This window comes from Alishewanella jeotgali KCTC 22429, from assembly GCF_000245735.1.
Classification (GTDB): domain Bacteria; phylum Pseudomonadota; class Gammaproteobacteria; order Enterobacterales; family Alteromonadaceae; genus Alishewanella; species Alishewanella jeotgali.
Genome location: NZ_AHTH01000009.1, coordinates 54,312 through 79,489, shown reverse-complemented (window position 1 = coordinate 79,489; position 25,178 = coordinate 54,312). Strand labels below are relative to the sequence as shown.

Below are 25,178 nucleotides of genomic sequence, written 5' to 3'. Positions count from 1 at the left end.
CTTAGCCTACCACCAGATTAAGCAGTTTACCCGGTACGTAAATCACCTTTTTCATGGCGACGCCGTCCAGATAACGCTGCACATTCTCATCCAGTTTGGCAATCGCCAGTACCGCATCCTGCTCTGCAGCAGCCGGTACGGTAATTTTAGCGCGCACCTTACCGTTGATTTGCACCACCACCAGTTTCTCGTCTTCGACCAGGGCGCTCTCGTCGACGCCAGGCCAGGCGACATGTTCAATCAGGCTGCTGTTACCCAGCTCGGCCCATAGATACTGCGCTACATGGGGCACGATCGGGTTTAATAACTGCAGCAGCGCGTTACAGGCCTCGTGCATCACTGCACGGTCCAGTGGCGTGGCCAGACTGGCTTTTTGCAGCTTGTTACTCAGCTCCATTACCGCCGCGATTGCAGTATTAAAGGTATAGCGACGACCGATATCGTCGGTAACCTTAGCAATGGTTTTATGCAGCTCGCGGCGCAGGGTTTTCTGCTCGTCATTTAGCGCGTCTAGCTGCAGTTCGCCTGGCGCACCCGCTGCCAGCACATCATGGATCAGCGTATAGATCCGCTTGATAAAGCGGTGCGCGCCTTCAACGGCGGAATCTGACCATTCCAGCGTTTGCTCTGGCGGTGCAGTAAACATCATAAACAAGCGCACGGTATCGGCACCGTACAGATCGATAACTTTTTGCGGGTCGATACCGTTGTTTTTCGATTTCGACATCTTGCTCATGCCGGCAGATAACACCGGCTGGCCGTCGGTTTTCAGGATGGCCTGGGTAATGCGGCCCTTCTCATCGCGCTCAACCTGTACGTCTTGCGGCGAGAACCATTCTTTGCCGCCATTGTCGGTTTCGCGGTAGAAGGTTTCGGCCAATACCATGCCCTGACATAACAAGCGTTTAAACGGTTCGTCGCTTTGCACCAGACCGACATCGCGTAACAGTTTATGGAAAAAGCGGGCATACAGCAGGTGCAGGATGGCGTGTTCAATGCCACCGATATACTGATCAACCGGTAACCAGTAGTTGGCTTTCTCCGGATCCAGCATCGCCTGATCATAATCCGGGCTGCAGTAGCGGGCATAGTACCAGCTCGATTCCATAAAGGTGTCGAAGGTATCGGTTTCATGGAAAGCGGCTGCGCCCTGATATTGGGTTTTCGCCCATTCCGGATCGGCTTTAATCGGCGAAGTCACGCCGTTCATCACCACATCTTCCGGTAAACGCACCGGCAGCTGCTCGGCCGGAACCGGCACCACGCTGCCATCTGCCAGATTTAACATTGGGATCGGCGTACCCCAGTAGCGTTGGCGTGATACCCCCCAATCGCGTAAGCGGTAGTTCACTTTAACTTCGCCCTTGCCCAGTTGTTGCAGCTTGGCTGCAATGGCGCTAAAGGCGGCGGCAAAGTCCAGGCCGTTAAATTCGGCTGAGTTAATCAGCAGACCTTTTTCGGTATAAGCTGCGTGCTCCAGTGTGACACTGCTGCCATCCGCTGCGGTAACCACTTGCTTAATCGGCAACTGGTACTTGGTGGCAAACTCGTAATCACGTTGGTCGTGGCCTGGCACCGCCATCACGGCACCTGAACCGTAGTCCATCAGGACAAAGTTGGCGACCCAAATCGGGACCTGCTCGCCGGTCAGCGGATGAATGGCGTACAGGCCGGTGGCACAGCCTTTTTTCTCCATCGTCGCCATTTCGGCTTCGCTGACCTTGCTGCCTTTAATATCTTCGATAAAGGCGGCCAGGGTACTGTTGCGCAGTGCCGCTTGCTGCGCCAGCGGGTGCTGGGCGGCTACCGCGACATAGGTCACACCATACAGCGTGTCCGGACGGGTAGTATAGACTTCCAGCTCAGTGTCACTGTCAGCGACGCCAAAACGGATATTGACGCCCTCGGAGCGGCCAATCCAGTTTTTCTGCATCGTGCGGACTTGTTCCGGCCACTCGGTTAGCTGCTCCAGATCCTCTAATAACTCTTCGGCATACTGGGTAATACGAATAAACCACTGTGCCAGCTCGCGCTGCTCAACTAAGGCGCCGGAGCGCCAGCCACGGCCATCAATAACTTGTTCGTTCGCCAGTACGCACTGATCCACCGGGTCCCAGTTTACCGTTGCCATCTTTTTATAAACCAGGCCTTTTTCATACAGCTTGGTGAAAAACCATTGTTCCCAGCGATAGTAATCCGGTTTGCAGGTAGCAATTTCCCGATCCCAGTCGTAACCAAAACCCAGCCGTTTCAGCTGTGTTTTCATATAATCGATATTGGCGTAGGTCCACTTAGCCGGCGCGGTCTTGTTATTAATCGCAGCGTTTTCAGCCGGTAAACCAAAGGCATCCCAACCCATAGGTTGCAGCACATTTTTCCCCTGCATCCGCTGAAAGCGGCTGATCACATCACCGATGGTGTAATTGCGCACATGGCCCATATGCAGGCGGCCACTTGGATAAGGGAACATCGATAAACAGTAAAATTTCTCTTTGTTTGGATCTTCAGTTACTTTAAAAACATTCTGATCCTGCCACTGCTGCTGCAGGGCGGTTTCAATCTGCTGCGGGTTATATTGCTGTTGCATTGAGCTCTTCCAGAAAAGTCGGGGACGACCCGGCCTCAGCCTCAGGCTGAAATGGGTAAAAAAAGTGGCTATAGCATACCTTAGCCGCGGTTTGACAACAATAAGCTACCCTTTGTCTATACTCAGAATAGCGTTGCTAAATTACCAGTGGAGTACAAGATGGCAGACTTTAACGCGAAATACCGCAACTGGCTTAAAGACCTGAGTCAGACACTGCAACAGGCAGGGCAGGAACAGCTGCAAAGTATGCTGGATGTTGCCGACACTCTGAAAGCTTATCTGAAAGCTGGCAAGGAGCTCAGTGCCTATGAGACGCAACTGTTTCTGGAAACGCTGAAAAGTCAGTGGCAGCAAGGGGCTGCCGAGGAGCAGCAACCTTCGATGTGGACTGAGGAGCTGTGGGAGCAATTAAGCCAAATTACCGACCGGACACAAGTAGAGTGGGCCGAGCTGATTGACGATTTCCAACATCAGGGCGTGTATTATCAGGGCGAATATGTTGGCATGGGTCGCTATCGCTGCAGTCAATGTCAGCACAGTATCGATTATACGCACCCGGCCGAGCTGTTAAGTTGCAGCCACTGTGGTGGCGTACAATTTTTCCGTGATGGCTTGCCGGTATAGCAGACTGGTAGCACGCTTAATCGCTACAAAGAAGATAATTGGCTGCCGCAGAGATTTGCAATGCTTTACTTAGCGAACGGCATGTTTTATTCGTTTTTAGTCGTTAAAACTGCTAAAATCTGCGGTACTTTCTTGCTGTTCGTTAACAGCTGCCTCAAAAAAATCCGTTCTAATTGATTGAAATACAACGAGGGTAGGCCGGTGTAAATAACGCAATATCTGGATAATTTGCCTGGTGCAGTTATTTTTTATGTCTGTAACGTACTAAAGCGAAAAAGCTGTTATTCGCTGGTCGCTACCGGCAGCCATTTCTGTGGTAACAGTAAAGTCACTGCCGACAGGCAACTGTCATTTTGTTGTTATCGATACTGTCAGACTCTTGTTGGATGCTCTATGTTAAATTCCTTACGCCAAACCTGGTTTTCCAATGTGCGGGGCGATGTGCTTTCTGCCTTGGTGGTCGCGCTGGCCTTAATTCCTGAAGCCATTGCCTTTTCGATTATTGCTGGCGTCGATCCTAAGGTCGGCCTTTATGCCTCTTTTTGTATCGCGGTGATTACCGCCTTTGCCGGTGGTCGGCCGGCGATGATTTCGGCGGCAACCGGTGCCATGGCGCTACTGATGATTACGCTGGTGCGGGAACATGGCCTCGAATATTTATTAGCCGCAACCTTATTAACTGGGTTACTACAAATCCTGTTTGGTTTACTAAAGCTGGGCGAGCTGATGCGTTTTGTGTCACGCTCTGTGGTTACCGGCTTTGTTAATGCACTGGCGATCCTGATTTTTATGGCACAACTGCCGGAACTAAGTGGGCAACATGGTACCTTGCTGGTGTATGGCATGACCGCGGCGGGCCTGGCCATTATCTATTTGTTTCCTTATGTCACCAAAACCATTCCATCCCCTCTGGTGTGTATAGTGGTGTTAACCGCTATCGCTGTTTATTTCCAGCTCGATCTGCGTACTGTCGCCGATATGGGTGAGCTGCCTGATAGCTTACCAGTCTTTTTATGGCCTGATGTGCCGCTGAATGTTGCAACGCTGCAAATCATCTTCCCTTATGCGTTGGCGCTGGCCGTGGTGGGTTTACTCGAGTCACTGATGACCGCCACCATTGTTGATGATCTGACCGATACCAGCAGTGATAAGAATCGGGAATGTGTCGGCCAGGGTATCGCCAATATTGGTTCTGGTTTACTGGGTGGCATGGCTGGCTGTGCCATGATCGGGCAGTCGGTGATTAATGTGAAATCCGGTGGCCGCACCCGCCTCTCGACCCTACTGGCTGGTATTTTCTTGCTGCTGTTTATTGTATTTTTAAGTGACTATGTCGGCATGATCCCGATGGCGGCGCTGGTTGCTGTGATGATTATGGTGTCTATTGGTACCTTTAGCTGGAGCTCGGTGCGGGACTTACGTAAAAACCCGCTAAGTTCCAGTATCGTGATGATCGCGACGGTGGTGGTAGTGGTCTTTACGCATAATCTGGCTTATGGTGTACTGCTTGGTGTGTTACTCAGTGCCTTGTTTTTCGCCAATAAAGTGGGCCAGATCCTCTACATCAGTTCTAGCCTGCAAGCCGGTGGCCGCGAGCGGCATTATCAGGTGGTAGGGCAGGTATTTTTTACCTCGGCCGAGCAATTTGTCGCCGCCTTTGACTTTAAAGAGGCGCTGGATAAGGTGCAGATCGATCTGAGCCGGGCGCATTTCTGGGATATTACTGCGGTAAGTTCACTGGATAAGGTCGTACTAAAGTTCCGCCGTGAAGGTACCATGGTTGAGCTGCTGGGGTTAAATGAAGCCAGCGCCACCCTGGTGGATAAATTTGCTGTGCATCAACAGCCTGACGCAGTCGAAAAATTGATGGGACACTAACGATGACAAAGCATGTCTACGCCTGTATTGATGCCTCACCCTATGCTGAGGCGGTTTGTGATGGTGCGATCTGGGCCGCTAAGGCGCTGACCGCGCCCCTTAGTCTGGTGCATGTGATTGACCGGGCACAGCATACCCAGACGCCGGATCTCAGTGGCAGTATTGGCTTGGGATCGCAGGAAGTGTTACTGCAACAACTGGCAGAGCTGGATGAACAACACAGCAAGCTGGCATTGCAGCGTGGCCATCATATTCTGGATGCGGCACATGCCCGGGCTACCGCCGCCGCAGTCGCTGAAATCAGTGAACTGATGCGACACGGTCCGTTACTGGAGTCATTAAAGGCACTGCAGGATGATACCCGGTTATTGGTATTGGGTAAGCGAGGCTTAAGCAGTACCGATGCGCATGGGCAACTGGGGATGCATATCGAGATGATTATCCGCAGTATGCAAAAGCCTATTTTACTGACGCAGCAGCGTTTTTCCGCGCCGAAGCGGGTGATGCTGGCCTATGATGGCAGTGCTACTGCGCAAAAGAGTCTGGAAATGCTGGCTGCCAGCCCGCTGTGTCGTGGCCTACCGGTCCATCTGGTAATGGCCGCAGTAAGCAGTGAACAAGCCGAAAAACAGCTGGCCGAAGCCGCCAGTGTGCTAACGCTGGCCGGTTTTGATACCCGTACCGCGATAGTGACCGGTGAGCCGGACGAAGCCCTGCACCAGTACCAGCAGGAACAGGTTATTGATCTGCTGGTAATGGGCGCCTACGGCCATTCGCGGATCCGGCAGTTTATTTTGGGCAGTACCACCACGGCGATGCTAAGTAAGGCGCGCTGCGCGATGCTGGTACTGCGCTAAACCAGTCGGGGCTGACTGCTGGTGCAGGCCTGTTGTGATTGCTAGTTGTTTATCGCTGCATGTTGTTAGCCGTTGCTGAGTGCATTCGACCAAAGTCATTCCACTAACTGCAAATTCTGTTGCAGTTAGTGCTATTAAAGCGCAAAAAAGGGCGTATCATATGCGCTCAATATCAGGCATCAGCCCGATAGAGACCTTTCTGCTTAATCCAATCCCAGTGATTACCATGTCTTATTTAAAAGTTGTGTCTATCTTGTTGCTCAGCCTGTTGTGCTGGCCGAATATTGCTATGGCGGCGACCGGTCCGTTGCCGTTAACCGACAGTGCTCTTGGCATCACTGCCATCGTCATTTTCCTGCTGGCGTATTTGCTGGTCATGGCCGAAGAGAAAATTCATTTACGTAAATCCAAACCGGTGCTGGTGGCCGCTGGCATCATCTGGGCGATGATTGGCTGGCATTATATGCAGGCTGGCATGCCGACCGAGGCGGAATCGGCCTTTCGCCATACGCTGCTGGAATTCTCCGAGCTGATGTTATTTTTATTGGTGGCGATGACCTATATCAATGCTCTGGAGGAGCGGCGCTTATTCGATGCCCTGCGCGCCTGGTTGATCCGCACCGGCTTTAGTTATCGCAGCTTATTTTGGATCAGCGGCGTGCTGGCCTTTGCGATTTCGTCTTTTGCCAACAATATGACCACGGCCATGCTGATGTGTGCTGTGGTGATGAAAGTGGCCGAAGGCGATAAACGCTTTATCAACCTGACCTGTGTCAATATCGTGGTGGCAGCCAATGCCGGCGGCGCCTTTATCCCCTTTGGTGATATTACTACCCTGATGGTGTGGCAGGCCGGTATCGTCACCTTTAATGAGTTCTTCACGCTGTTCTTACCGGCTGTGGTCAACTTTGGTGTGCCGGCGCTGATTATGAGCTTTTTTGTGGAGAAGCGCTCACCGGGTGGTCATGCGGAAGAAGTTGAGTTAAAACGCGGCGCACTTAGGATCCTGACCTTATTTTTATTAACCATTGCCACTGCCGTGGCCTTTCACTCTTATCTCGGCTTACCGCCGGTCTTGGGGATGATGACAGGCCTGGGTTACCTGCAGTTCTTCGGCTTCTTCCTGCGTAAAACCTTACCGGGCAGTCTGGCGCGCAAGCGGGCACTGGCTGAGCGCGCCGGTGATATGGAGCGGATCCGTGCACTGGGGCAAGTGGTGCCTTTTGATGTGTTTAGCCGGGTAGCGCGGGCTGAGTGGGATACCTTACTGTTTTTCTACGGTGTGGTGGTTTGCGTCGGCGGGCTGGGCTTTATCGGTTATCTGGAGCTGCTCTCGACTGCGTTATATACCAACTGGAACCCGACTGCAGCCAATGTGGTGCTGGGACTGATGTCGGCGGTGGTAGATAATATCCCGGTGATGTTTGCGGTATTAACGATGAACCCGGAGATGTCTCATGGTCACTGGCTGCTGATTACCCTTACTGCTGGTGTTGGCGGCAGTCTGTTGTCTATCGGTTCTGCCGCGGGGGTAGCACTGATGGGACAGGCCAGAGGCTACTATACCTTCGTTGGCCATTTAAAATGGGCACCGGTGATTTTACTGGGCTACGCCGCCAGTGTACTCTGTCATTTATGGCTTAATGCCGAGCTGTTTACGGTATTTGGCCGCCATTAATACTCTGTTGCCTGCCGCTATATGCGGCAGGCTCGCTTAATAAGGGATGCTGATGTCAAAGAAAGTTTATTGTGTTGCCCAATTTTTGCCTAAGGTGGGAAAAGAAGCCGAGTTATTCCGGATATTGCAAAGCCTGGAGCCAAATACCTTACGTGAGGACGGCTGTCTACAGTATGTGGTGACCCGGCAAATCCAGAGTCCTTTTGCTGACGGTAAGAGTTTCCCGATTGCCTTTAATGAAATCTGGGCGGATTTGGCCAGCTTTGAAGCTCACTGTCAGCGCGCGGAAATTCAAGCCTTTTTTGCGCAATATTGCTTAGCGGAGGATGGGCTGGTTGCAGAGTGGAATGTTTGTATCTATAGCGATGAACCTGCCAACTACGATGCGCCCAAGTTGGGTTAAGCACGGCACGCAGCAAATGCCGCCAAAGCAGGTCGCTTAAGCAACCTGCTTTTCTGCCAGATGTAACTCCATCAGCGCCTTTAATAGCCGGAACAAGCGGATAGAGGCATCGATTTCTTCCTTGCGGTTGGTCAGGCTTTCAACGTTCAGGCCCAGCGGCACCTCCAAATTCGCGCAGTGGGTTAAGATCTGCGTCAGATTGTCGCGGCAGATCTTAATCGATTCGTTCAGTGGGTTTTCGGCATCCAGAATACGATAACGCGAGGCCTGTGGCACCGAAATACCGAGCCATTGCATAAAATCCAGCGTCTGTTCACTGCCGCACGGGGTAAAGGTTAAAATCAGACGTTTTGGCGTCAGGCCCTGCTGTTTGCAGCTGCGGGCATAGCTGGTGATCAGATCAATGGTCGCCTGGGCGTTATATACCGCCTGCGAAATAAAGAATTGACAGCCCTGGGCCGCTTTATCAATTAAGCGTAAATGTTCATCGCCTTTTTTGGCATGGCGTTCGGCAATGGCAACCCCACCCAAAAAGAAGCTTGCCGGATGGGCGGCGAGCTGCTGATAGGCATGCGGTAAACTGAGTTTGATCTGGCCATGTGATGAAGGGCTACCCACTAACACCAGATTTTTCAGGGCAAAGGTTGCGGCACTTTCACTAAGCCAGTGCTCAAATTCGCTGCTATCACGCTGAGCCACACTTTTATAGGTAATGACATCCTGCGCCGAAAGCTCGCGTAACAACCGGCTGTATTCGCGCGGGTCCAGAGTGCTCTGAAACGGGAAAGGACGCTCGGTGGCAACCCGGCTACTTTCATCCTGAATATCATAGACAATCAGGCCATCGTATTCGAGCTGTTGCAAACGGCCTAACAACTTACCCGCGATCCGCGAGCTTTTATCAGCAGCGGTGCCGGCTTTGGGCGGGGTAGTACCAATCAGATACACCCCTTGCTGTGGATCTGCAATTTTCTCTGCCAGTGATAATGCCATAATGCTGTTACTCCAAAACCTGATAGCATAAGTATACAGCTATTTAGACGTCTGGCTATCCATTTGGTGTGAAAGTTTTTCCAATCAAGATGAAAAAAATTCAAGTTGGGCCGGCTAAGGCGACAAGGCCAACTTAGCCGCCATCGTGCAGCAGAGCGCCCTTAACGGCCAACTCTGTCAGTAAGGGTAGCGCAAATTCGGTCAGTTGCGCTGCGCTGTAGGGCGCGAGTTGTAGTGCCAGGCTGGCAGTCAGTTGTGGCAAGGTTTGTCCCGGCTGCTCCGTCAGCTGATGTAACAGCAGTAAGCTGGCCTGATTTAACTGCACAAAGATCACTTCATCCTGCCAATCGCGGTAGATCAGAAAGGCCTGGCCTGGTCCGGGTTCGTTAACCTGATAATCCGGGCTCAGGTGCTGTACCGGATACTGGTATACGGCTAACAGGCTGGCTTCGGTTAGCCTTAACCTGGCCGACATTAGTTGTGCCGGTGTAACGGCCTGCTGTGCTGATGTGATGGCTAGTGTCCCGACATAAAGCTCAGCCCATTCGTAATGGGCCAGTTCGGCTAAAAACGGCGGATCGGCGGCAGCGGGCTGATATTGCTGCAGAAAATCGACAAATTGCTGGGCAATATGCAAGAAATAGGGCGAGTGACAGCGATAATCGGCGAAAAAGCGTTGTTTCAGGCTTAGCCAGGCATCGGGCTGATAAAGGGTGCTGAGCACCGGGAAGGCATTATCGATAAAGCCGCTGACATTATTGAAGAACAGCTGCTGATAGATCTGCAGCCGTGCTGTTGGCACTGTCTGCTCCGCATAGGGCTCTTGGGGGTGGCGAATGGCCCGGGCGAACGCCAGTTGGGTTTGCTGTAAGTTAGGGGTTGTAGGCTCAGTCATACTGCGGCTGGTCTCGGGCTGGCAACTTGCTGCAACTGCTTAATCTGCGACAGTTCCTGGCAAAGGTCGGCCAGCGGCGGGATATTAAAGTCGCGCTCGTATAAGGTCGGTTTTACACCATGCTGCTGATAGCTAAGGCGCAACAATTGCCAAACCGGATCAGGAATGGCAGCGCCATGGGTATCAATCAGTAAGTCGGCCGCTTGCTGGTAATGTCCGGCAATATGGTAGTAGGCAATGCGCTCGCTTGGCATCGCAGCTAAAAAGGCACCGGCATCGTAGCCATGGTTGATGGAATTGACATAGATATTATTTACGTCCAGCAGCAGCGGGCAGTCGGCTTCCGTAAGCACGGCTAACAGAAATTCCAGTTCACTTAATTGCTGTGCTGGCGCGGCATAGTAGGAGACATTCTCGATAATCAACGGCCGCTCCAGGATCTGCTGCACCTGTTTAATCCGGGCCGCCACATAATGTACCGCTTCCTCAGTAAAGGGGATCGGCATCAGGTCATACAGATGGCCGTCGGCAGCGCAATAACTCAGATGTTCGCTATAGCGCAGGATCTGATGCTGGTCGAGAAAGTGTTTTAACTGCTGCAAGAAATCCAGATCCAACGGGTCCGGGCCACCAATATTTAACGACAGGCCATGACAAAAAAACGCATAGCGTTCGGTCAGTTGCCGAAAGTCTTTCGCCAGTTTACCGCCATAAGGTAACCAGTTCTCTGGCGCAACCTCAAAGAAATCGATGATAGCCGGCTTATCTGCTAACAGTTCTGGCAGCAGCTCGCGGCGCAGGCCAAGGCCTGCGCTGCTGCTACTAAAGTGAGCGAGTGGTTTCATTTGGCGTTAGATAGAGCCGCATTTACCTTCGCCGCACTTCATTTCTTTGGCTTTATCACTGGCTTTTTTCTTGGCATCAGCGGCTTTTTCCTGACCGGCAGCTTTAGCTTCAGCGGCCTTAGCTTTGGCATCGGCTTTATGCATTTCGGCACCGCACTTGCCTTCACCGCATTTACCTTCGCCACATTTCATTTCTTTGGCTTTGTCGGCAGCCTGCTTTTTGGCATCCGCCATTTTTTGCTGCATTTCGGCGCCGCATTTGCCTTCGCCACACTTGCCTTCACCGCATTTCATTTCTTTGGCTTTATCGGTGGCTTGCTCTTTTACCTTAACCTTAACCCCGGTATTGTCCTGGGTGGTCACTTGATAGGCCATACTCAGTTGCTGCGCCTGAAACGGGTTACTATCCGCCAGGGCACTGCCAGATGCCAAGGTTATGGCACCCAAAGCGAGAGTCAATTGGGCTTTATTCAGTTTATTCATTGCATTATCTCCAGCATAACGGTGTATTGCAAAAGGCCCGCGCTGACAACTAAGCGGACTAGGTATGAAGTAATACTAAGACAGAAACGCGTTTCAGGGAAGTCGATGCGGTCTAAATCGTTGGCGACATGACAGGACGGGCGTCAGTCTGCGTTGACGCCCGGTTTAGGTGGTTGTTAATGCACCCGGTAATAACGACAGAAGTAATCCACAATGGCTGAGGCATCCAGGCGCTGAAATTTCAGCTGATGCCGCTCCATCAGGGCTTTACCAAGGGTGCGCAGCGTATGATCCAGCGGTGCACCGGTCGGCCGTTCTAACTGGTGCTCTTTAAACAAAAAGTCCAGCGCTACCGAGGTATAGGATTTGCCAGGCTGCGGTCTGGCCAGCTCCAGCTCCTGCAGGCGCACCCCCAGGTTACGGATTTTTTGCAGGCAGTCGCGCTCGTTCATCTGATACTCCGGTTAACAGTTATCGCACTTACCAGCTTATCGGCGTTAGCACAGAAAACTTTAGCGACAGCCTACAGCGCAGTAACCGGCTTTTTGTTACTATATAAAAAACTTACCTTTATTGTTAAGGCACTAGATGACGCAATTACAGCAGCAACTGGCATTGACGCCGGCACAACTTGGCCCGCAACTGGATTCAGTACTGGTCTCCCACATTCTGCAGCAACCTGCTGTTCCAGCCGCCTTTATCGGTCAGGACCGCGCCCGAACCGCACTGGAGTTTGCCATTGGGATGGATATGCCGGGCTATAACCTCTATGTGATGGGGGAGCCGGCTTTGGGGCGCTTTACGCTGGTACAGGAAATTCTGCAGCTGGCCGCCAGTGAAAAAGCCACGCCGGAAGAGTGGTGCTACCTGAACAATTTTGATGACGAACGGGTACCCATTACGCTGCGTTTACTACCGGGTGAAGGCCGGGTACTGGTCAAAAAGCTGGAAAGTCTGATTGATGATTTGCTGGATACCTTTCCGGCCGCCTTTGATAACCCTGGCTATCAACGCAAGAAAAAAGCCATTCACCGGGCCTTTGACGAACGTTATGAACAGGCTATCGAACAGGTTGAAAAGAAAGCGCTGGAAAAGCAGGTTGTGTTATACGAAGAAAACGGTGCGGTGAGCTTTTCGCCAATCATTGATGGCAAGCCTTTGAATGATCAGGAATTTACTAAGCTATCTGAAGAGCAGCGGCAGTATTTCTATGATTTGGTATCGGAGCTGGAAACCATCCTCAACGAACAGCTGTTGGAGTTGCCGCAGTGGAAGCGGGAATTGTCGGAGAATTTGCGGGCGCTGCGCAAAGATACCATTGAGCAAGCGATTAAGCCGATGCTGAAAAAGCTGGAGCATCACTACAATGCCGAGTTGGGGGTCTTAAAATACCTGCGTGAGATGCGGCCGGAACTGGTGAAAGCGGTAATGGAGCTGCTGCCGGATGAGTCGGAAGGCGAGAAGGGTGAGGAGCCGGTTAGCCGCGAAATCTTTATTGAAGAGTTTGTGCCTAATGTGCTGGTGCATCATGAGACGATGTCTGGCGCACCGATTATTTTTGAACCCAACCCCAGCTATGGCAACCTGTTTGGCCGGGTGGAATACAGCTCGGCCGGAGGTTCTTTATTTACCAATTACCGGATGATCCGCCCCGGTGCCCTGCACAAAGCCAATGGCGGTTATCTGATCCTGGATGCCGATCGGCTATTAACCCAGCCCGCCGTGTGGGATGCGTTAAAACTGGCATTAAAGGCCGGTGAAGTGGTGATTGATACCCTTAGCGATCATGCGGTGACGAACTCAACTATTATTACGCCGCGCGCCATCCCACTCAGCGTTAAGGTGGTGTTGTTGGGGTCGCGTGATCTGTACTATTTAGTGCAGGATTTCGACGAAGAATTTAATGAGTTATTCCGGGTATTAGCTGATTTTGAACACTATTTACCATATTTGCCGCAAACCTTAAGCGATATGGCAGCGCAAATTCAATTGCAATTACAGGAAATGGGCTTGCAGTCGTTAAGTAGCTGCGGGCTGCAGCAGCTATTACAGTTTAGTTTCCGTCAGGCTGAACATCAGCGTAAGCTGTCTGCCCGTTTTGCCGACGTGCTGGAGTTAGTGCGTGAAGCCTGCTTTTTTGCCCGGCAGCAACAGGCCGAACAACTTACCAGTGAGCATGTCCGCCAGGCGCTGGCAGGGAAAAAATACCGCACCGGCCGCATCAGTGAGGCGTTTTTAGAAGATATTCAGGAAGGGCATATTCTGATTGATACTGACGGCCTGGCAGTCGGTAAGATCAATGGCCTGACGGTACTGGAAATCGGTGATACCGCCTTCGGTACCCCAGCGCGGATCAGCGCGACGGTATTCGCCGGTTCCAGTGGCGTAGTGGATATCGAGCGAGAGGTGGAGCTGGGTAAAGCGATCCACTCCAAGGGTGTATTATTACTAACCGGTTATCTGGGGGCCAAATATGCCCGCGATTTTCCGCTGACCTTAAGCGCGAATATTGCAATGGAGCAGTCCTACGGCCACATTGACGGTGACAGCGCCTCACTGGCTGAAGTCTGTGCCCTGATCTCGGCCATTACCGAGATTCCAATCCGGCAAAGTCTGGCAGTGACCGGCTCGATTAACCAATATGGTCAGGTACAGGCAATAGGCGGCGTGAATGAAAAAATTGAAGGTTATTTCCGGCTCTGTCAGTCACGAGGCCTGACTGGTGAGCAAGGGGTGATTATTCCGGCCAGTAATCAGTTAAATCTGGTGCTGGATCAGGATGTGGTGACTGCGGTTGCTGCCGGGCAGTTCCATATTTACACCGTCAAAACCGTGGATCAGGCGTTGGAGCTATTAACCGGTGAAGTCGCAGGTGAACGTAATAACCGCGGTCAGTATCCGAAAAAATCACTTAATGGTCGGGCTTTGTTGCGGCTTGCCGAAATCGCCGAAATCGTTAACGGCAGTAGCGAAGAATAAGCTGCTACTGTCAGTAACTCAAACGCCGCTGTTAACGCGGCGTTTATACCAGCTCAGCACCAGTAATATCAGGCAAAACAAGTACAGCGGACTGTTTCCCAGCAAGCTATACAGCGTTGCTGCATCTGTCAGCTGCATGCTGTCACTGATCACCGCCTCAGAAAACTGCGGCGCGCGTTGCCGGATCTGGCCATCGGCATCTATGGTCGCGGTGATGCCATTATTGGTGGCGCGTAACAGCGGTAAACCAAATTCCAGTGCCCGCATACGGGCAATTTGCAGGTGCTGATGCGGGCCTATGCTATCGCCAAACCAGGCATCATTACTGACGGTCAGTAACAGCTGGGTCTCGCTGGTCAGATTGGCGCGGATCTGCGCCGGGAAGGCAATTTCAAAGCAGATCGCAGGCAATAAATGAAAGCCATTGGCAGTCAGGTTGGGTTGCACATAGCTGCCGCGGTTAAAAGAGCTCATCGGTAAATCGAAAATCGGTGCCAGCTGGCGCAGAAAGCTCTCAAATGGCACGAATTCGCCAATCGGCAGTAAATGATGTTTGCTAAAGCGGTTGGCGTGGCCATGGAAATAGTGACCACTATTGGCATCGGCAGTTTGTTTACCCAATACAATCAGATTATTCCACGCTTCCTGGGTTTTCAGGTTGTAATCGATAATGCCGGTAATGACCGCGGTATCGCTATAAAACGCTGATTTATCCAGGTTCTCCAGAAAGTCATCGGCCAGAGGTTCAATACGCGGCACGGCAGCCTCCGGCCAGATCACCAGTTGGTGTTGACTCAGATGCGGCCGGGTCAGATCCAGATACTTCAGCATGGTCGGCCATTCCTGCTCCGGCACCCAGCGCAGCTCCTGCTGCACATTGCCCTGTACCAGCAACACACTTAACTGCTCGTTATTGTGGTGCCAGCCTTTAAACTGCACCAGCAGTGGGCTCAGCAGGCAAAGTAGTACACTGACTACGGCTGGCCAGCAGCGCGCAGGCCAGGAGAGACGCTGTAGCAGATTGGCCAGACTGGCGGCGATAAAAACCAGCACGGCGCTGATACCGATTTCACCCAGCAGCGGCGCATAGTGCCTGAACAGTGAATCCGTTTGACTGTAGCCGAGCGATAACCAGGGAAAGCCAGTAAGCAATACGCTGCGCAGCCACTCACTAAGGGTCCAGCACGCCATTAGCAGCAGTGGTAAGGAGAGAGTGCCCAGCAGGCGACGACTGAGCCAGGCGGTATAGGCCGGAAACAGTGCCAGATAGGCGACTAATAGCGCCATTAAACTCAGACTGCCAGCCAGCGGCAAACCGCCAAACTGGTCGATACTGACATGTACCCAGCTGATGCCTAGCCCAAACCAACCGACACCATAGCTAAAGCCATAGCCCGCGGCCTGGCGCGGGGTGGTGCTGTTGGCAATGGCTGCGCTAAACCAGGCCAGCGTTAATAGCGGCAACCACCAGAGGGTATAGGGAGCGAAGGCCAGAGTATTGGCTAAACCGGCCAGCAGTAAACTGACGGCAACCAACCAGGGCCGGGACCACAGCGCTTTGATGATTAGCTTCCTTCTGCTTCGCTCGGGCGCGAGCGGATCACCTGTAACTGCATCAGGCGGCGGCTATTGGCTTTACTGACTTTAAAGGTCAGATCGCCCAGCGTAATCGCTTCGCCCTTTGCTGGCATATGGCCAAAGGCATGCAACACAATACCGCCAATGGTATCGGCATCTTCCTCGTCAAACTGGGTACCAAAGGTTTCGTTAAATTCATCCAGTGGCGTCAGAGCGCTCACCTGAAAAACCCGCGAAGCCATCTTCTTGATATCGTGCTCTTCTTCATCGTCGTGCTCATCTTCAATCTCGCCGACAATTTGCTCCAGAATATCTTCAATCGTCAGCAGGCCGGAAACGCCACCGTATTCATCCACGACGATTGCCATATGGTAGCGTTTTTGCCGGAATTCCCGCAGCAGGGCATCGACTTTCTTACTTTCCGGGATGATGACCGCCGGGCGCACCAGATCGCGCCACTGCCAATCGGTATTGCTGAGGTCCAGTGCATACTGCAGCAGATCTTTGACTATCAGAATGCCTTCGATATGGTCTTTATCTTCATTTACCACCGGATAACGGCTGTGATTGTTTTCCAGCAGAATGGGTAGGACTTCGGCCAGCGGTTGCTCGATATCCAGCGTGGCCATCTGGGAGCGGGGGATCATAATGTCGCGGGCCCGCATATTGGATACGTCCAATACACCCTGCAACATATTCTTGGTATCGGTATCAATCAGCTCGCGTACGGCGGCTTCGCTGATAATGTCTTCCAGATCCGAGATATCCTGTGGCTCTGCGCTAAAAATGCTGGCAATACGTTCTAACCAGCTACGCGACGCAGAGCCGCGACTAGAGTGGGGATTGTCGTCACTCATCAGTGAACTTTAGCTCCATAACAATTGAACATCAGATTTCATCCAGTAAATAGGGGTTGCTGATACCAAGTTGCTGCAGAATCTGAATTTCTTCTGCTTCCATCTGCTCAGCATCAGCGTCATTTATATGGTCAAATCCCAATAAATGCAAGCAGCCGTGCACCACCATATGTGCCCAGTGTGACGCCAGCGGCTTGCCCTGCTCAGCTGCTTCCGTAGCAACGACTTGCGCACAAATCACCAGATCGCCAAGCAGCGGCAGCTCAATACCGGGAGGGCATTGAAACGGAAAACTCAGCACATTAGTCGGTTTGTCTTTGCCGCGGTATTGCAGATTCAGTTGCTGGCTCTCTGCGGCATCCACAACCCGGATTGTGACCTCAGCCTGCTCCTGAAACGGCAAGATGGCCGCGTCCAGCCAGGTTTGAAACTGAGTTGTGTCAGGCAGATCCTGAGCACTGCTGGCCAGTTGTAAATCCAGGATAATACTCATCGGCGACTCCCGCTACGTGCTGGCTCTTCAGTTTTTGGTTGCGCCGCTTCATAGGCTTCATAGGCCATCACAATGCGCTGCACTATCGGATGGCGCACCACATCTTTGGCATTAAAGAAGTTAAAGCTGATTTCCGGCACGGCACTGAGCACATCAATCGCATGTTTCAGGCCTGAATACTGACCGCGGGGCAAGTCGACCTGCGTGACATCACCGGTGATCACGGCTTTAGCGCTAAAACCGATGCGGGTTAGAAACATCTTCATCTGCTCGATGGTGGTATTCTGGCTTTCATCCAGAATAATAAAGGCATCATTTAGCGTACGGCCGCGCATATAGGCCAGCGGCGCAATTTCAATCACGCCACGTTCCAGATATTTCTCGACCTTTTCAAAACCGAGCATTTCAAACAGGGCGTCGTACAGCGGGCGCAGGTAAGGGTCGACTTTTTGCGCCAGATCACCGGGTAAAAAGCCCAGTTTTTCGCCGGCTTCTACCGCCGGACGGGTTAACACTATCCGTTTGACCTGGCCACTTTCCAGCGCATCCACCGCACAGGCCACGGCCAGATAGGTTTTACCGGTACCAGCCGGGCCAATGCCGAAACTAACATCATGTTGCAGCACGTTTGCCACATAGGCAGCCTGATTCGGGTTGCGGGGTTTGATTAAGCCTTTTTTGGTTTTTAGTGAAAATTCGCGCTGGGTGCCTTCCTGCCCCTGATACTGAATATCAAAGTGTTCACTAATAGTCAGATGTACCTGCTCCGGGCTGATAGCTTGCACTTGTTGCTGGCCATTCAGCGTTTGCTGATACAGCTCACGCAGGATCAGGGCGGCGGCGTCAATATTAGCTGTGGGACCGTCGATGCGGATCTGGCCGGCGCGATGGCTGATCTCGACCAGTAAGCGCCGTTCCAGATGCTTCAGATTATCGTCATAGGGGCCGCAGAGTAAGGTGAGCCGCCGGTGGTCGGCAGGCTCAAGTTGTAATTCAATACTGCTACTGTCGCTGTTCAAGCTGGCTCTCTCTATTGGTTCAGACGCAGGCTTAGGGGACGTATGCCGTCACGCCTAACTCATCGGTTTTTGGCTGCCGGGCCAGAATTTGTGCCGGGGCAGTCTGGCGGCGCAGTTCCATTTGTTGCTCAGTTCGCAATACAGTACCACGCAATGAGTTACTGAATACATCGGTGATTTTGACATCAACAAACTGACCAATCATCTCGGGTGAGCCTTCGAAATTTACCACCCGGTTATTTTCGGTGCGGCCGGTCAGCTCCATAATATTCTTTTTTGACGGTCCTTCTACCAGGATCCGCTGCTCCGTTCCCAGCATACCACGGGCGATTTTCAATGCCTGCTGGTTAATCCGGTCCTGCAGAATATAAAGGCGCTGCTTTTTGGTGTCTTCGCTGACATCATCCGGCAGATCGGCGGCCGGCGTACCGGGGCGGGCGCTATAGATAAAACTAAAGCTCATATCAAAGTCAATCGCCTGGATCAGATCCATGGTCGCCTGAAAATCTTCATCGCTTTCACCGGGGAAGCCGATAATAAAATCGGATGACATGCTGAGGTGAGGGCGGATCTTCTTCAGTTTACGGATCTGCGCTTTATATTCCAGCGCGGTATGACCGCGCTTCATCAGCGTTAAAATCCGATCCGAGCCAGACTGCACCGGCAGGTGTAAATGGTCTACCAGCTCCGGCACATCACGATACACTTCAATAATATCGTCAGTAAATTCCACCGGATGCGAGGTGGTATAACGAATACGGTCAATACCGTCGATGGCGGCCACTAAGCGCAGTAATTCGGAGAAATGACAAATACCGCCATCATGGGTGGCACCACGATAGGCATTAACGTTCTGCCCCAGCAGATTGACTTCACGTACCCCTTGTTGGGCCAGTTGGGCAATTTCAAATAACACATCATCCAGTGGCCGGCTGACTTCTTCACCGCGGGTATAGGGCACCACGCAGAAGGTACAGTATTTCGAACAGCCTTCCATAATGGAGACAAAAGCAGTCGGACCTTCGGCCTTTGGCTCTGGCAGACGGTCAAATTTCTCGATTTCCGGGAAGGAGACATCAACTACCGGTGAGCGGTCACCGCGCACGGCATTGATCATCTCCGGTAACCGGTGCAGGGTTTGCGGGCCAAATACGATATCAACAAAGGGGGCCCGCTCACGGATGGCACTGCCTTCCTGTGACGCCACGCAGCCGCCAACACCGATAATCAGCTCCGGATTCTTTTCTTTCAGTGGCCGCCAACGGCCCAACTGGTGAAACACCTTTTCCTGAGCCTTTTCACGAATCGAGCAGGTATTCAGCAAGATCACATCGGCCTCTTCTGCCTCTTCGGTCAGCGTATAGCCATGTGTGGCATCCAGCAGGTCCGCCATTTTCGATGAATCGTATTCGTTCATCTGGCAGCCCCAGGTTTTAATATGCAGCTTCTTACCCATTATTCTTGCCTGTGTTGTCGCCTGTAAAAAAGGGAGCGTATTTTAGCCTGTCTGACGACGCAGTACCAGAGCGGGACGCTAAAGTATTCCATTCAGAGTAAGCGCTGGCGCGTCGTAATATAACCAGCATAGAAAATCACCAGCACCCCGGCAGCCCAGCTCATGGTGACCGGCTCCTGCCAGAACAGGTAACCAAAGGCGCCGGCAAAGATCACACTGCTGTAAGTCCACATGCCAATATCACTGGCCGGCGCGATGGCATAGGCACGGGTCATCGCTAACTGACCCACCGCGGCCAATACCCCCATACCCAAAAATGCCAGCCAGACTTCGGTATTTAGCGGCTGCCAGTAAAAAGGCACCGGCACCGCCGACAGCACGGCCGTTAACAGCGAAAAATAAAAGACGATACGCACCGCCGGCTCGGTATCAGACATATAGCGGATAGTGGTTTTGGTCACCGCGACCAGGATCGCAGACGCCAGCGCCACCAGTAAGATCAGATTCAGATTGGGATCCGGGGTGGGTAATGCCAGTACCACGCCGGCAAAGCCGAGCACAATGCCGGCCAGCGTGATGCGCGAGGGCCGCTCTTTTAGCCAGAAGCGGGCGATGATTGGCACCACAAAGGGGGAAAGCAGCAGCACCAGCATGCCCTGTGCCAGTGGCAAGCGGGCCAGTACATAGAAAAAACAGTACATCGAAATAATGCCGGTCAGGGCCCGGCTGGCATGCAGATACCAACGCCGTGTTTTCAGAAGGCTAAAACCGTGTTTAAACAAAAACGGCAGCATTAGCAGCAAGGCAAAGAAATTACGGAAAAACACCACCTGGGCTTCACTGGCGGTGGCGCTGGTAAACTTTACTACGGCGCCAATGCCGGCAAAACAGGCCTCGGCCAGCAATAACAGCAGGGCACCTTTAACGAGATGGGGAGCCATAATGCATCCGGCGAATTACAAAGCCGCCAGTATACCGCTGAATCGTGACAAAAGCCTGAACCAGCGACTAAACAGCGTTTAAATCTGCCAGTTTTCGTTTTCACTGTAAGGCGCTGGTGCAAATTGTTCTGATTGCAGCAACGCCAGCAGGGCCTCGGCAGGTAAGGGTTTGCTAAACAGGAAGCCCTGGATCAGATAGCAATGGCGTTTATTAAAAAACGCCAGTTGCTGTTCGGTTTCTACCCCTTCCGCCACGCAATACAGGCCGAGACTGCCAGCCATGCTAAGCATGGCATCAATAATGGTTTCGTCGTTATGGTCGATACCGATGTCCTGCACAAAGCTACGATCAATTTTAATTGCATCCAGTGGCAGCTCTTTTAGGTATTTCAGTGAAGAGTAGCCGGTACCAAAATCATCCAGCGCCAGCTTAATACCGGCGTCGCTAAGTGATTGCATGGTGCGGATCGCACTTTGCTGATCGCGCATCAGCGCACTTTCGGTAATTTCAAAGCGTAAACTACAGGCGGGGAGTTGATATTTTCTTAATAATGCGAGGACATTTTCCGTTAGCTTGGGTTGCTCCAAATGCTGTGTCGTAAGGTTGACCGATAAGTAGAGTTGGAAACCGGCGCGCAGCCATTGCTGCATATTATACAAGGCTCGCTCTAGTAGCTGTTGTGTCATTTCGACAATTAACCTTAGCTCCTCTGCTAGCGGAATAAATGCAGCGGGAGATACCAAACCATCGCTACTTTGCCAACGCAACAAAACCTCCACGCCAACGATGCTTTGGTCTCGGCTATCGACAATAGGTTGATAATAATTGACAAATTCGTTTTGCTGAATGGCTTTACGCAGCCTGGTTTCTCTGGCGAGTTGCATATGCGCTTTTTCATTCATCTCGCGAATGAAAAATTGGAAGTTATTGCGGCCGGCGTCTTTGGCATGATACATCGCCACGTCAGCATGTTTCATTAACTCAGTACCGTTAATGGCATCATCGGGATACAGTGCAATTCCGATGCTGGGAGACACCGCTACCGTCTCACTGCCAAGTTGCATTGGCTCACTGATAGCTTGCAACATTTTTCTTGCGACATGGCTGATATTGTCATTCGTTTTGTAGCTCTCCAGTAAGACGACAAATTCATCTCCGCCTAACCGCGCTACAGTATCGCTATCTCTTAATGTCAGTTTTAATCTTCTGGCGACCTCTTTGAGCATGAGATCGCCAATATCATGCCCCAATGAATCATTGATGTGTTTGAACTTATCTAAATCAAGAAAACAAAGTGCCAAGGATCGTTTTTCACGTTTAGCTTTTTCTATCCCGTGCAGAATCCGATCCATCAGAAGGGCACGATTAGGTAAGCCTGTCAGCGCATCGTAGTTAGCCAAATAACGGAGTTCATCTTCTGCCTCCTTTTGAGCGGTGATGTCAGTAAAAACCAGCACATAAAAGCTCACATCCTGTTCACCAACCGCACTAATATTAATTAAGGTTGGACGCTCTCGGCCATCAGGTGTAATGACCTGCTCTTCACCTTGCCAATGGTCGCCTTTTTGCATCGTCTTTAGCAGCTGAGTATAAAAACGTCTTCTGACCAAGCTGATGCCCAGATGATGAACTCTGGGGCTATCCAGGTAGGGTTCAATACCACCAAAAGCCAGACAGAAAGATTGGTTAGCTGCTAATACACGTTGCCTGGTATCCAGAATAACTACCCAGTCCCGGGTTTGTTGGAAGGCTTCACCAAACAATCTGGCTTTTTCCTCATTCGCCTTAGTTTCCGTGATATTGCTATAGGTACCGAGTAAACGTAATGGTTTAGCATCGCTATCTAATTCAGTTACCCGCCCCCGATCACGGAACCAAAGCCACTGGCCATCCTGATGACGCATGCGGTAGGTGACGTCCAGCATCAATTCAGGTTGCTCGATAACTCTTTGCCAATGCTTTTCAAAAGTGGCCAAGTCATCCGGATGGATCAAGGAGCAATGTTGCTGCAAAGTGATGCGGTGCATGAGCTCTGAAGTACCGAGCATCCTTGGTAAGCGACTAGATTCAACCAGATTGGTGGCGGCTTGCCATTCGAAAGCGCCACTATTCACTGAGGATAACGCTTGGTTTAAGCGCTGTTCACTGGCAATCACCTGTTGGTGTGCTTTACTCAATATCTTTTTCTGCTGCCGACGTCTGCGCCAGAACATGACAATAATTACCAGTGTTAGTCCGGTGTAGATTATTAATGCTGGGGCGGATCGCCAGACCGGAGGAAGAATCGTAAGATAAAGCTGGGCTGGCTCACTTTGTTGACCTGTTAATGGCGAGATCGCCATAACATTAAATTGATAACGACCCGGCGCCAGGGATGGAAACAATACCTGGCTATCATACTGTTCAGGGTAACTATCTTGCCGTTGTCCGCTAAGCCAGTAACGATAGCGTAGCTTGTGATTATTGTGGAAATTCATGGCACTAAAGTTTATTCGCAAGCCTGTATCTTCAGCTGACAGCACGAAAGATCTATTGTTAAGGTAGCCATGCAAATTCTTTCTCGCTCCGGACAGAACCGCAAAATCGGTGATCACAACATTTAAATTCTGTGTTGTTTGTTGTAGCAGGCGGGGATCAACCAGAGCGATACCTTTTTTACCGCCGAATGCCAGGCGGCCGTCTGCAAGCTTTGTCGCTGCCCGTGCATTAAAGTGCTGCATAGCCAAGCCGTCGGCAGCACTAAAGTATTCAACTTGCAGTTGGGCCGAGGTTTTCACTCTGGCTAGGCCCTCGCGGGAGGAAAACCAAAGATCGCCAAATTCATCATGCGTTAACGCTAGTACCTCATCACTGCGTAACTTGTTTTCTACTGATAAATGATAAACATGCTCCAGTGTTTGTGAGTCAAAGGCATAAAGGCCTGCTCCTTTTATCCCTATCCATAATAAGCCGGCGCTATCCTGGTGCATGACTGTGGCATAGCGATTGAGTTGAGGTTGGTAAGAGGGATGTTGATAAATTAACTCCAGATTCTCGGTCGAGGGCGTGTATCGCCAAAGTTGATCGGAGGTACTTAAAAATAAACTATGTCCGGCATCTGTTGAGCCTAGAAAATCGCCAAAATAGTCCATCGGCAGAGTGTCACTGAGCTGACTAAGTTCTTGCAACTGATTGGAATCAGGCCAGTAACGGTAAATTTTTTTATGTTGCACAAACAACAAAGATTGTTGAAACTCAAACAGTGAATGAGCACCGCGTCCCAAGATGTCTTGTTGTTCCGCAGAAATAGGTAGCAGGGTATTATTAGCGGTAGAAAATCCCTGGATACCCTCGGCAGTCTCTAACCACAGTTGATCAGCTATTGCTACCAGATGCCCAATACGTCCCTGATGCTGACTTCGGGAAGGTTCTGGATTGACCAAAAACGCCTTGACCTCTCCTGATTCTGGCTTGATCCTGTTTAAGCCATTTTGAGTTCCAAGCCATAGATATTGCTGTTGTTGTAGTAAACTGGTGACATTGTCGTGACTTAACGGGTAGTCAGTTTGGCTCGACCAGCTACTAAAGGCTGCGGTTTGCGGATGCCAGTAGTAGGCACCGTCGTGCCGGGTTGCTAGCCAAAAGCCACCGTTAGTGTCCAGAGTAAGGTCAATAATAGTATTGTCAGCAACGATTTGATTACTTTGGCTAAAGCACAGCACTAGCTCGGGTTGTTGCTGCGCTTCTGATGAATAGAGGAACAGCCCTAAATCGGTTGCAATGTAAAGTTGCTGCTGATATTGCCGCAAATGCCAGATATTACGGTCTGCAAAAACGAGCTCAGGTGTATAGGGTTACCCTTGTTCTACAAATAAGTGTAGTGCTTTGGTAGCAATAGCATAGAGTCCGTTAACTGTACCGATATAGAGCTTATCAGCGGTGAGCAATAAATTCTTGGTGTGCAGTTGCTCCGTAGTGGGGGTAGTAATGTCGGCAGGCAAATGTGGCAAATACTGATATTTTCCGCTTAACAGATCAAGGTGAATTAAACCATTGAAGGCTGCAATATAGAGCTGTTGCTGATCCAATAATAAATGACGAATCCAACCTGCTGCGTAACCCAGCTGCTCCAGGTCAAAAATCTTTTCTAACTGTTTGTCACTGATTCGCAGTTGGTAAATGGCCTGATTAACCACAAAAAGCAAATGGTCTGTATCGCGTTCAATTAACGTTAGAATTGTAGATTCGACGGGATGCCCTGGCTCGCGCGGAGCTGAGATGAAAAGTTCGAAATGCCCTTGCTCAGCATTATAAAGATAGAGCCCGGTATGATCTGCACTCAGCCAGAGCCTGCCGTTCGAATCCTCCAATATATCGTTAAAAGCAATTTCCGATAATCGGTGGCTGTTGGCATGCAACTCAGTAACCTGATTGCCATCAAATCGGTTGATACCGCCCGATGTTGCAATCCATAAAAAGCCATGTTGATCTAGAAGTAGATCTCGCACTTCAGTGTGTGAGAGCCCTTGCTCTGGAGTTAGGGGCAATAACACCGTTTTAGCATGCAGTGTGAACTGGCTAAAAAACAGTAAGAGTAAGACGAGAAGCAACTTTAACAATGCACTATCCTAT

Annotated in this window: 20 protein-coding genes; 6 read left to right on the top strand and 14 right to left on the bottom strand. The window is 51.2% G+C overall.

What is annotated here, in order from left to right; translation table 11 throughout:
• Window position 1: 1 nt before the first annotated feature.
• Window positions 2-2,587, bottom strand: coding sequence for a leucine--tRNA ligase (gene leuS, locus AJE_RS04560; RefSeq protein ID WP_008949872.1), 2,586 nt, complete (start codon window positions 2,585-2,587; stop codon window positions 2-4).
• Between the two features lie 159 nt (window positions 2,588-2,746).
• On the opposite strand from leuS, the gene AJE_RS04555 reads away from it, so the two are divergent.
• From AJE_RS04555 to AJE_RS04535, 5 genes are all read left to right on the top strand, one after another.
• Window positions 2,747-3,211, top strand: coding sequence for a zinc ribbon-containing protein (locus tag AJE_RS04555; protein ID WP_008608708.1), 465 nt, complete (start codon window positions 2,747-2,749; stop codon window positions 3,209-3,211).
• Window positions 3,212-3,604: 393 nt separating this feature from the next.
• Complete coding sequence (locus tag AJE_RS04550; RefSeq protein WP_008949871.1) at window positions 3,605-5,089, top strand: SulP family inorganic anion transporter; 1,485 nt, start codon at window positions 3,605-3,607, stop codon at window positions 5,087-5,089.
• Between the two features lie 2 nt (window positions 5,090-5,091).
• Window positions 5,092-5,946: a universal stress protein gene (locus AJE_RS04545; protein WP_008949870.1), complete on the top strand. Its 855-nt coding sequence runs from the start codon at window positions 5,092-5,094 to the stop codon at window positions 5,944-5,946.
• Window positions 5,947-6,172: 226 nt separating this feature from the next.
• The gene (nhaD, locus tag AJE_RS04540; protein WP_050858381.1) at window positions 6,173-7,624 is read left to right on the top strand and encodes a sodium:proton antiporter NhaD; all 1,452 of its coding nucleotides are present in this window, start codon (window positions 6,173-6,175) and stop codon (window positions 7,622-7,624) included.
• 52 nt (window positions 7,625-7,676) lie between these two features.
• Window positions 7,677-8,027: a putative quinol monooxygenase gene (locus tag AJE_RS04535; protein WP_008949868.1), complete on the top strand. Its 351-nt coding sequence runs from the start codon at window positions 7,677-7,679 to the stop codon at window positions 8,025-8,027.
• 36 nt (window positions 8,028-8,063) lie between these two features.
• Here AJE_RS04535 and AJE_RS04530 read toward each other — a convergent pair whose 3' ends face one another.
• The 5 genes from AJE_RS04530 to AJE_RS04510 form a co-directional block, all read right to left on the bottom strand.
• Complete coding sequence (locus tag AJE_RS04530; protein WP_008608704.1) at window positions 8,064-9,020, bottom strand: hypothetical protein; 957 nt, start codon at window positions 9,018-9,020, stop codon at window positions 8,064-8,066.
• Between the two features lie 133 nt (window positions 9,021-9,153).
• Complete coding sequence (locus AJE_RS04525) at window positions 9,154-9,915, bottom strand: HvfC family RiPP maturation protein (RefSeq protein ID WP_008949867.1); 762 nt, start codon at window positions 9,913-9,915, stop codon at window positions 9,154-9,156.
• Complete coding sequence (locus tag AJE_RS04520) at window positions 9,912-10,760, bottom strand: HvfB family MNIO-type RiPP peptide maturase (protein WP_008608702.1); 849 nt, start codon at window positions 10,758-10,760, stop codon at window positions 9,912-9,914. The genes AJE_RS04525 and AJE_RS04520 overlap by 4 nt, the downstream gene beginning before the upstream one ends.
• Before the next feature lie 6 nt (window positions 10,761-10,766).
• Window positions 10,767-11,243: an HvfA family oxazolone/thioamide-modified RiPP metallophore gene (locus AJE_RS04515; RefSeq protein ID WP_008949866.1), complete on the bottom strand. Its 477-nt coding sequence runs from the start codon at window positions 11,241-11,243 to the stop codon at window positions 10,767-10,769.
• Window positions 11,244-11,419: 176 nt separating this feature from the next.
• Entirely contained in the window at window positions 11,420-11,695 is a 276-nt protein-coding gene (locus AJE_RS04510; RefSeq protein ID WP_008949865.1) for a hypothetical protein, read from the bottom strand.
• A 136-nt stretch (window positions 11,696-11,831) separates the two neighbouring features.
• On the opposite strand from AJE_RS04510, the gene AJE_RS04505 reads away from it, so the two are divergent.
• Entirely contained in the window at window positions 11,832-14,222 is a 2,391-nt protein-coding gene (locus tag AJE_RS04505) for a Lon protease family protein (protein ID WP_008949864.1), read from the top strand.
• 18 nt (window positions 14,223-14,240) lie between these two features.
• On the opposite strand, the gene lnt is transcribed toward AJE_RS04505, so the two are convergent.
• From lnt to AJE_RS18735, 8 genes are all read right to left on the bottom strand, one after another.
• Entirely contained in the window at window positions 14,241-15,758 is a 1,518-nt protein-coding gene (gene lnt / locus AJE_RS04500) for an apolipoprotein N-acyltransferase (protein ID WP_008949863.1), read from the bottom strand.
• A 29-nt stretch (window positions 15,759-15,787) separates the two neighbouring features.
• Complete coding sequence (locus tag AJE_RS04495) at window positions 15,788-16,657, bottom strand: HlyC/CorC family transporter (protein ID WP_008949862.1); 870 nt, start codon at window positions 16,655-16,657, stop codon at window positions 15,788-15,790.
• A gap of 31 nt (window positions 16,658-16,688) precedes the next feature.
• Window positions 16,689-17,150, bottom strand: a complete 462-nt coding sequence (ybeY, locus tag AJE_RS04490; protein ID WP_008949861.1) for an rRNA maturation RNase YbeY — start codon at window positions 17,148-17,150, stop codon at window positions 16,689-16,691.
• Complete coding sequence (locus tag AJE_RS04485) at window positions 17,147-18,169, bottom strand: PhoH family protein (RefSeq protein WP_008949860.1); 1,023 nt, start codon at window positions 18,167-18,169, stop codon at window positions 17,147-17,149. Before AJE_RS04485 ends, ybeY begins: the two co-directional genes overlap by 4 nt.
• Before the next feature lie 31 nt (window positions 18,170-18,200).
• The gene (gene miaB / locus AJE_RS04480; protein WP_008949859.1) at window positions 18,201-19,625 is read right to left on the bottom strand and encodes a tRNA (N6-isopentenyl adenosine(37)-C2)-methylthiotransferase MiaB; all 1,425 of its coding nucleotides are present in this window, start codon (window positions 19,623-19,625) and stop codon (window positions 18,201-18,203) included.
• A 92-nt stretch (window positions 19,626-19,717) separates the two neighbouring features.
• Window positions 19,718-20,566, bottom strand: coding sequence for a DMT family transporter (locus AJE_RS04475; protein ID WP_008949858.1), 849 nt, complete (start codon window positions 20,564-20,566; stop codon window positions 19,718-19,720).
• A gap of 78 nt (window positions 20,567-20,644) precedes the next feature.
• Window positions 20,645-24,355 carry an EAL domain-containing protein gene (locus AJE_RS04470; RefSeq protein ID WP_237709303.1) on the bottom strand — a complete coding sequence of 1,237 codons (3,711 nt, stop codon included), beginning with the start codon at window positions 24,353-24,355 and terminating at the stop codon, window positions 20,645-20,647.
• A gap of 45 nt (window positions 24,356-24,400) precedes the next feature.
• Window positions 24,401-25,165, bottom strand: a complete 765-nt coding sequence (locus AJE_RS18735; protein ID WP_237709302.1) for a two-component regulator propeller domain-containing protein — start codon at window positions 25,163-25,165, stop codon at window positions 24,401-24,403.
• Window positions 25,166-25,178: the final 13 nt, after the last annotated feature.

Coding starts and splice junctions, on each gene's coding strand:
- AJE_RS04530 (WP_008608704.1), bottom strand. CDS start 9,020: ATGGCATTATCACTGGCAGAGAAAATTGCAGATCCACAGCAAGGGGTG.
- ybeY (WP_008949861.1), bottom strand. CDS start 17,150: ATGAGTATTATCCTGGATTTACAACTGGCCAGCAGTGCTCAGGATCTG.
- AJE_RS04515 (WP_008949866.1), bottom strand. CDS start 11,243: ATGAATAAACTGAATAAAGCCCAATTGACTCTCGCTTTGGGTGCCATA.
- AJE_RS04555 (WP_008608708.1), top strand. CDS start 2,747: ATGGCAGACTTTAACGCGAAATACCGCAACTGGCTTAAAGACCTGAGT.
- AJE_RS04510 (WP_008949865.1), bottom strand. CDS start 11,695: ATGAACGAGCGCGACTGCCTGCAAAAAATCCGTAACCTGGGGGTGCGC.
- AJE_RS04545 (WP_008949870.1), top strand. CDS start 5,092: ATGACAAAGCATGTCTACGCCTGTATTGATGCCTCACCCTATGCTGAG.
- AJE_RS04550 (WP_008949871.1), top strand. CDS start 3,605: ATGTTAAATTCCTTACGCCAAACCTGGTTTTCCAATGTGCGGGGCGAT.
- leuS (WP_008949872.1), bottom strand. CDS start 2,587: ATGCAACAGCAATATAACCCGCAGCAGATTGAAACCGCCCTGCAGCAG.
- miaB (WP_008949859.1), bottom strand. CDS start 19,625: ATGGGTAAGAAGCTGCATATTAAAACCTGGGGCTGCCAGATGAACGAA.
- AJE_RS04535 (WP_008949868.1), top strand. CDS start 7,677: ATGTCAAAGAAAGTTTATTGTGTTGCCCAATTTTTGCCTAAGGTGGGA.
- nhaD (WP_050858381.1), top strand. CDS start 6,173: ATGTCTTATTTAAAAGTTGTGTCTATCTTGTTGCTCAGCCTGTTGTGC.
- AJE_RS04505 (WP_008949864.1), top strand. CDS start 11,832: ATGACGCAATTACAGCAGCAACTGGCATTGACGCCGGCACAACTTGGC.
- AJE_RS04520 (WP_008608702.1), bottom strand. CDS start 10,760: ATGAAACCACTCGCTCACTTTAGTAGCAGCAGCGCAGGCCTTGGCCTG.
- AJE_RS04525 (WP_008949867.1), bottom strand. CDS start 9,915: ATGACTGAGCCTACAACCCCTAACTTACAGCAAACCCAACTGGCGTTC.
- AJE_RS04495 (WP_008949862.1), bottom strand. CDS start 16,657: ATGAGTGACGACAATCCCCACTCTAGTCGCGGCTCTGCGTCGCGTAGC.
- AJE_RS04475 (WP_008949858.1), bottom strand. CDS start 20,566: ATGGCTCCCCATCTCGTTAAAGGTGCCCTGCTGTTATTGCTGGCCGAG.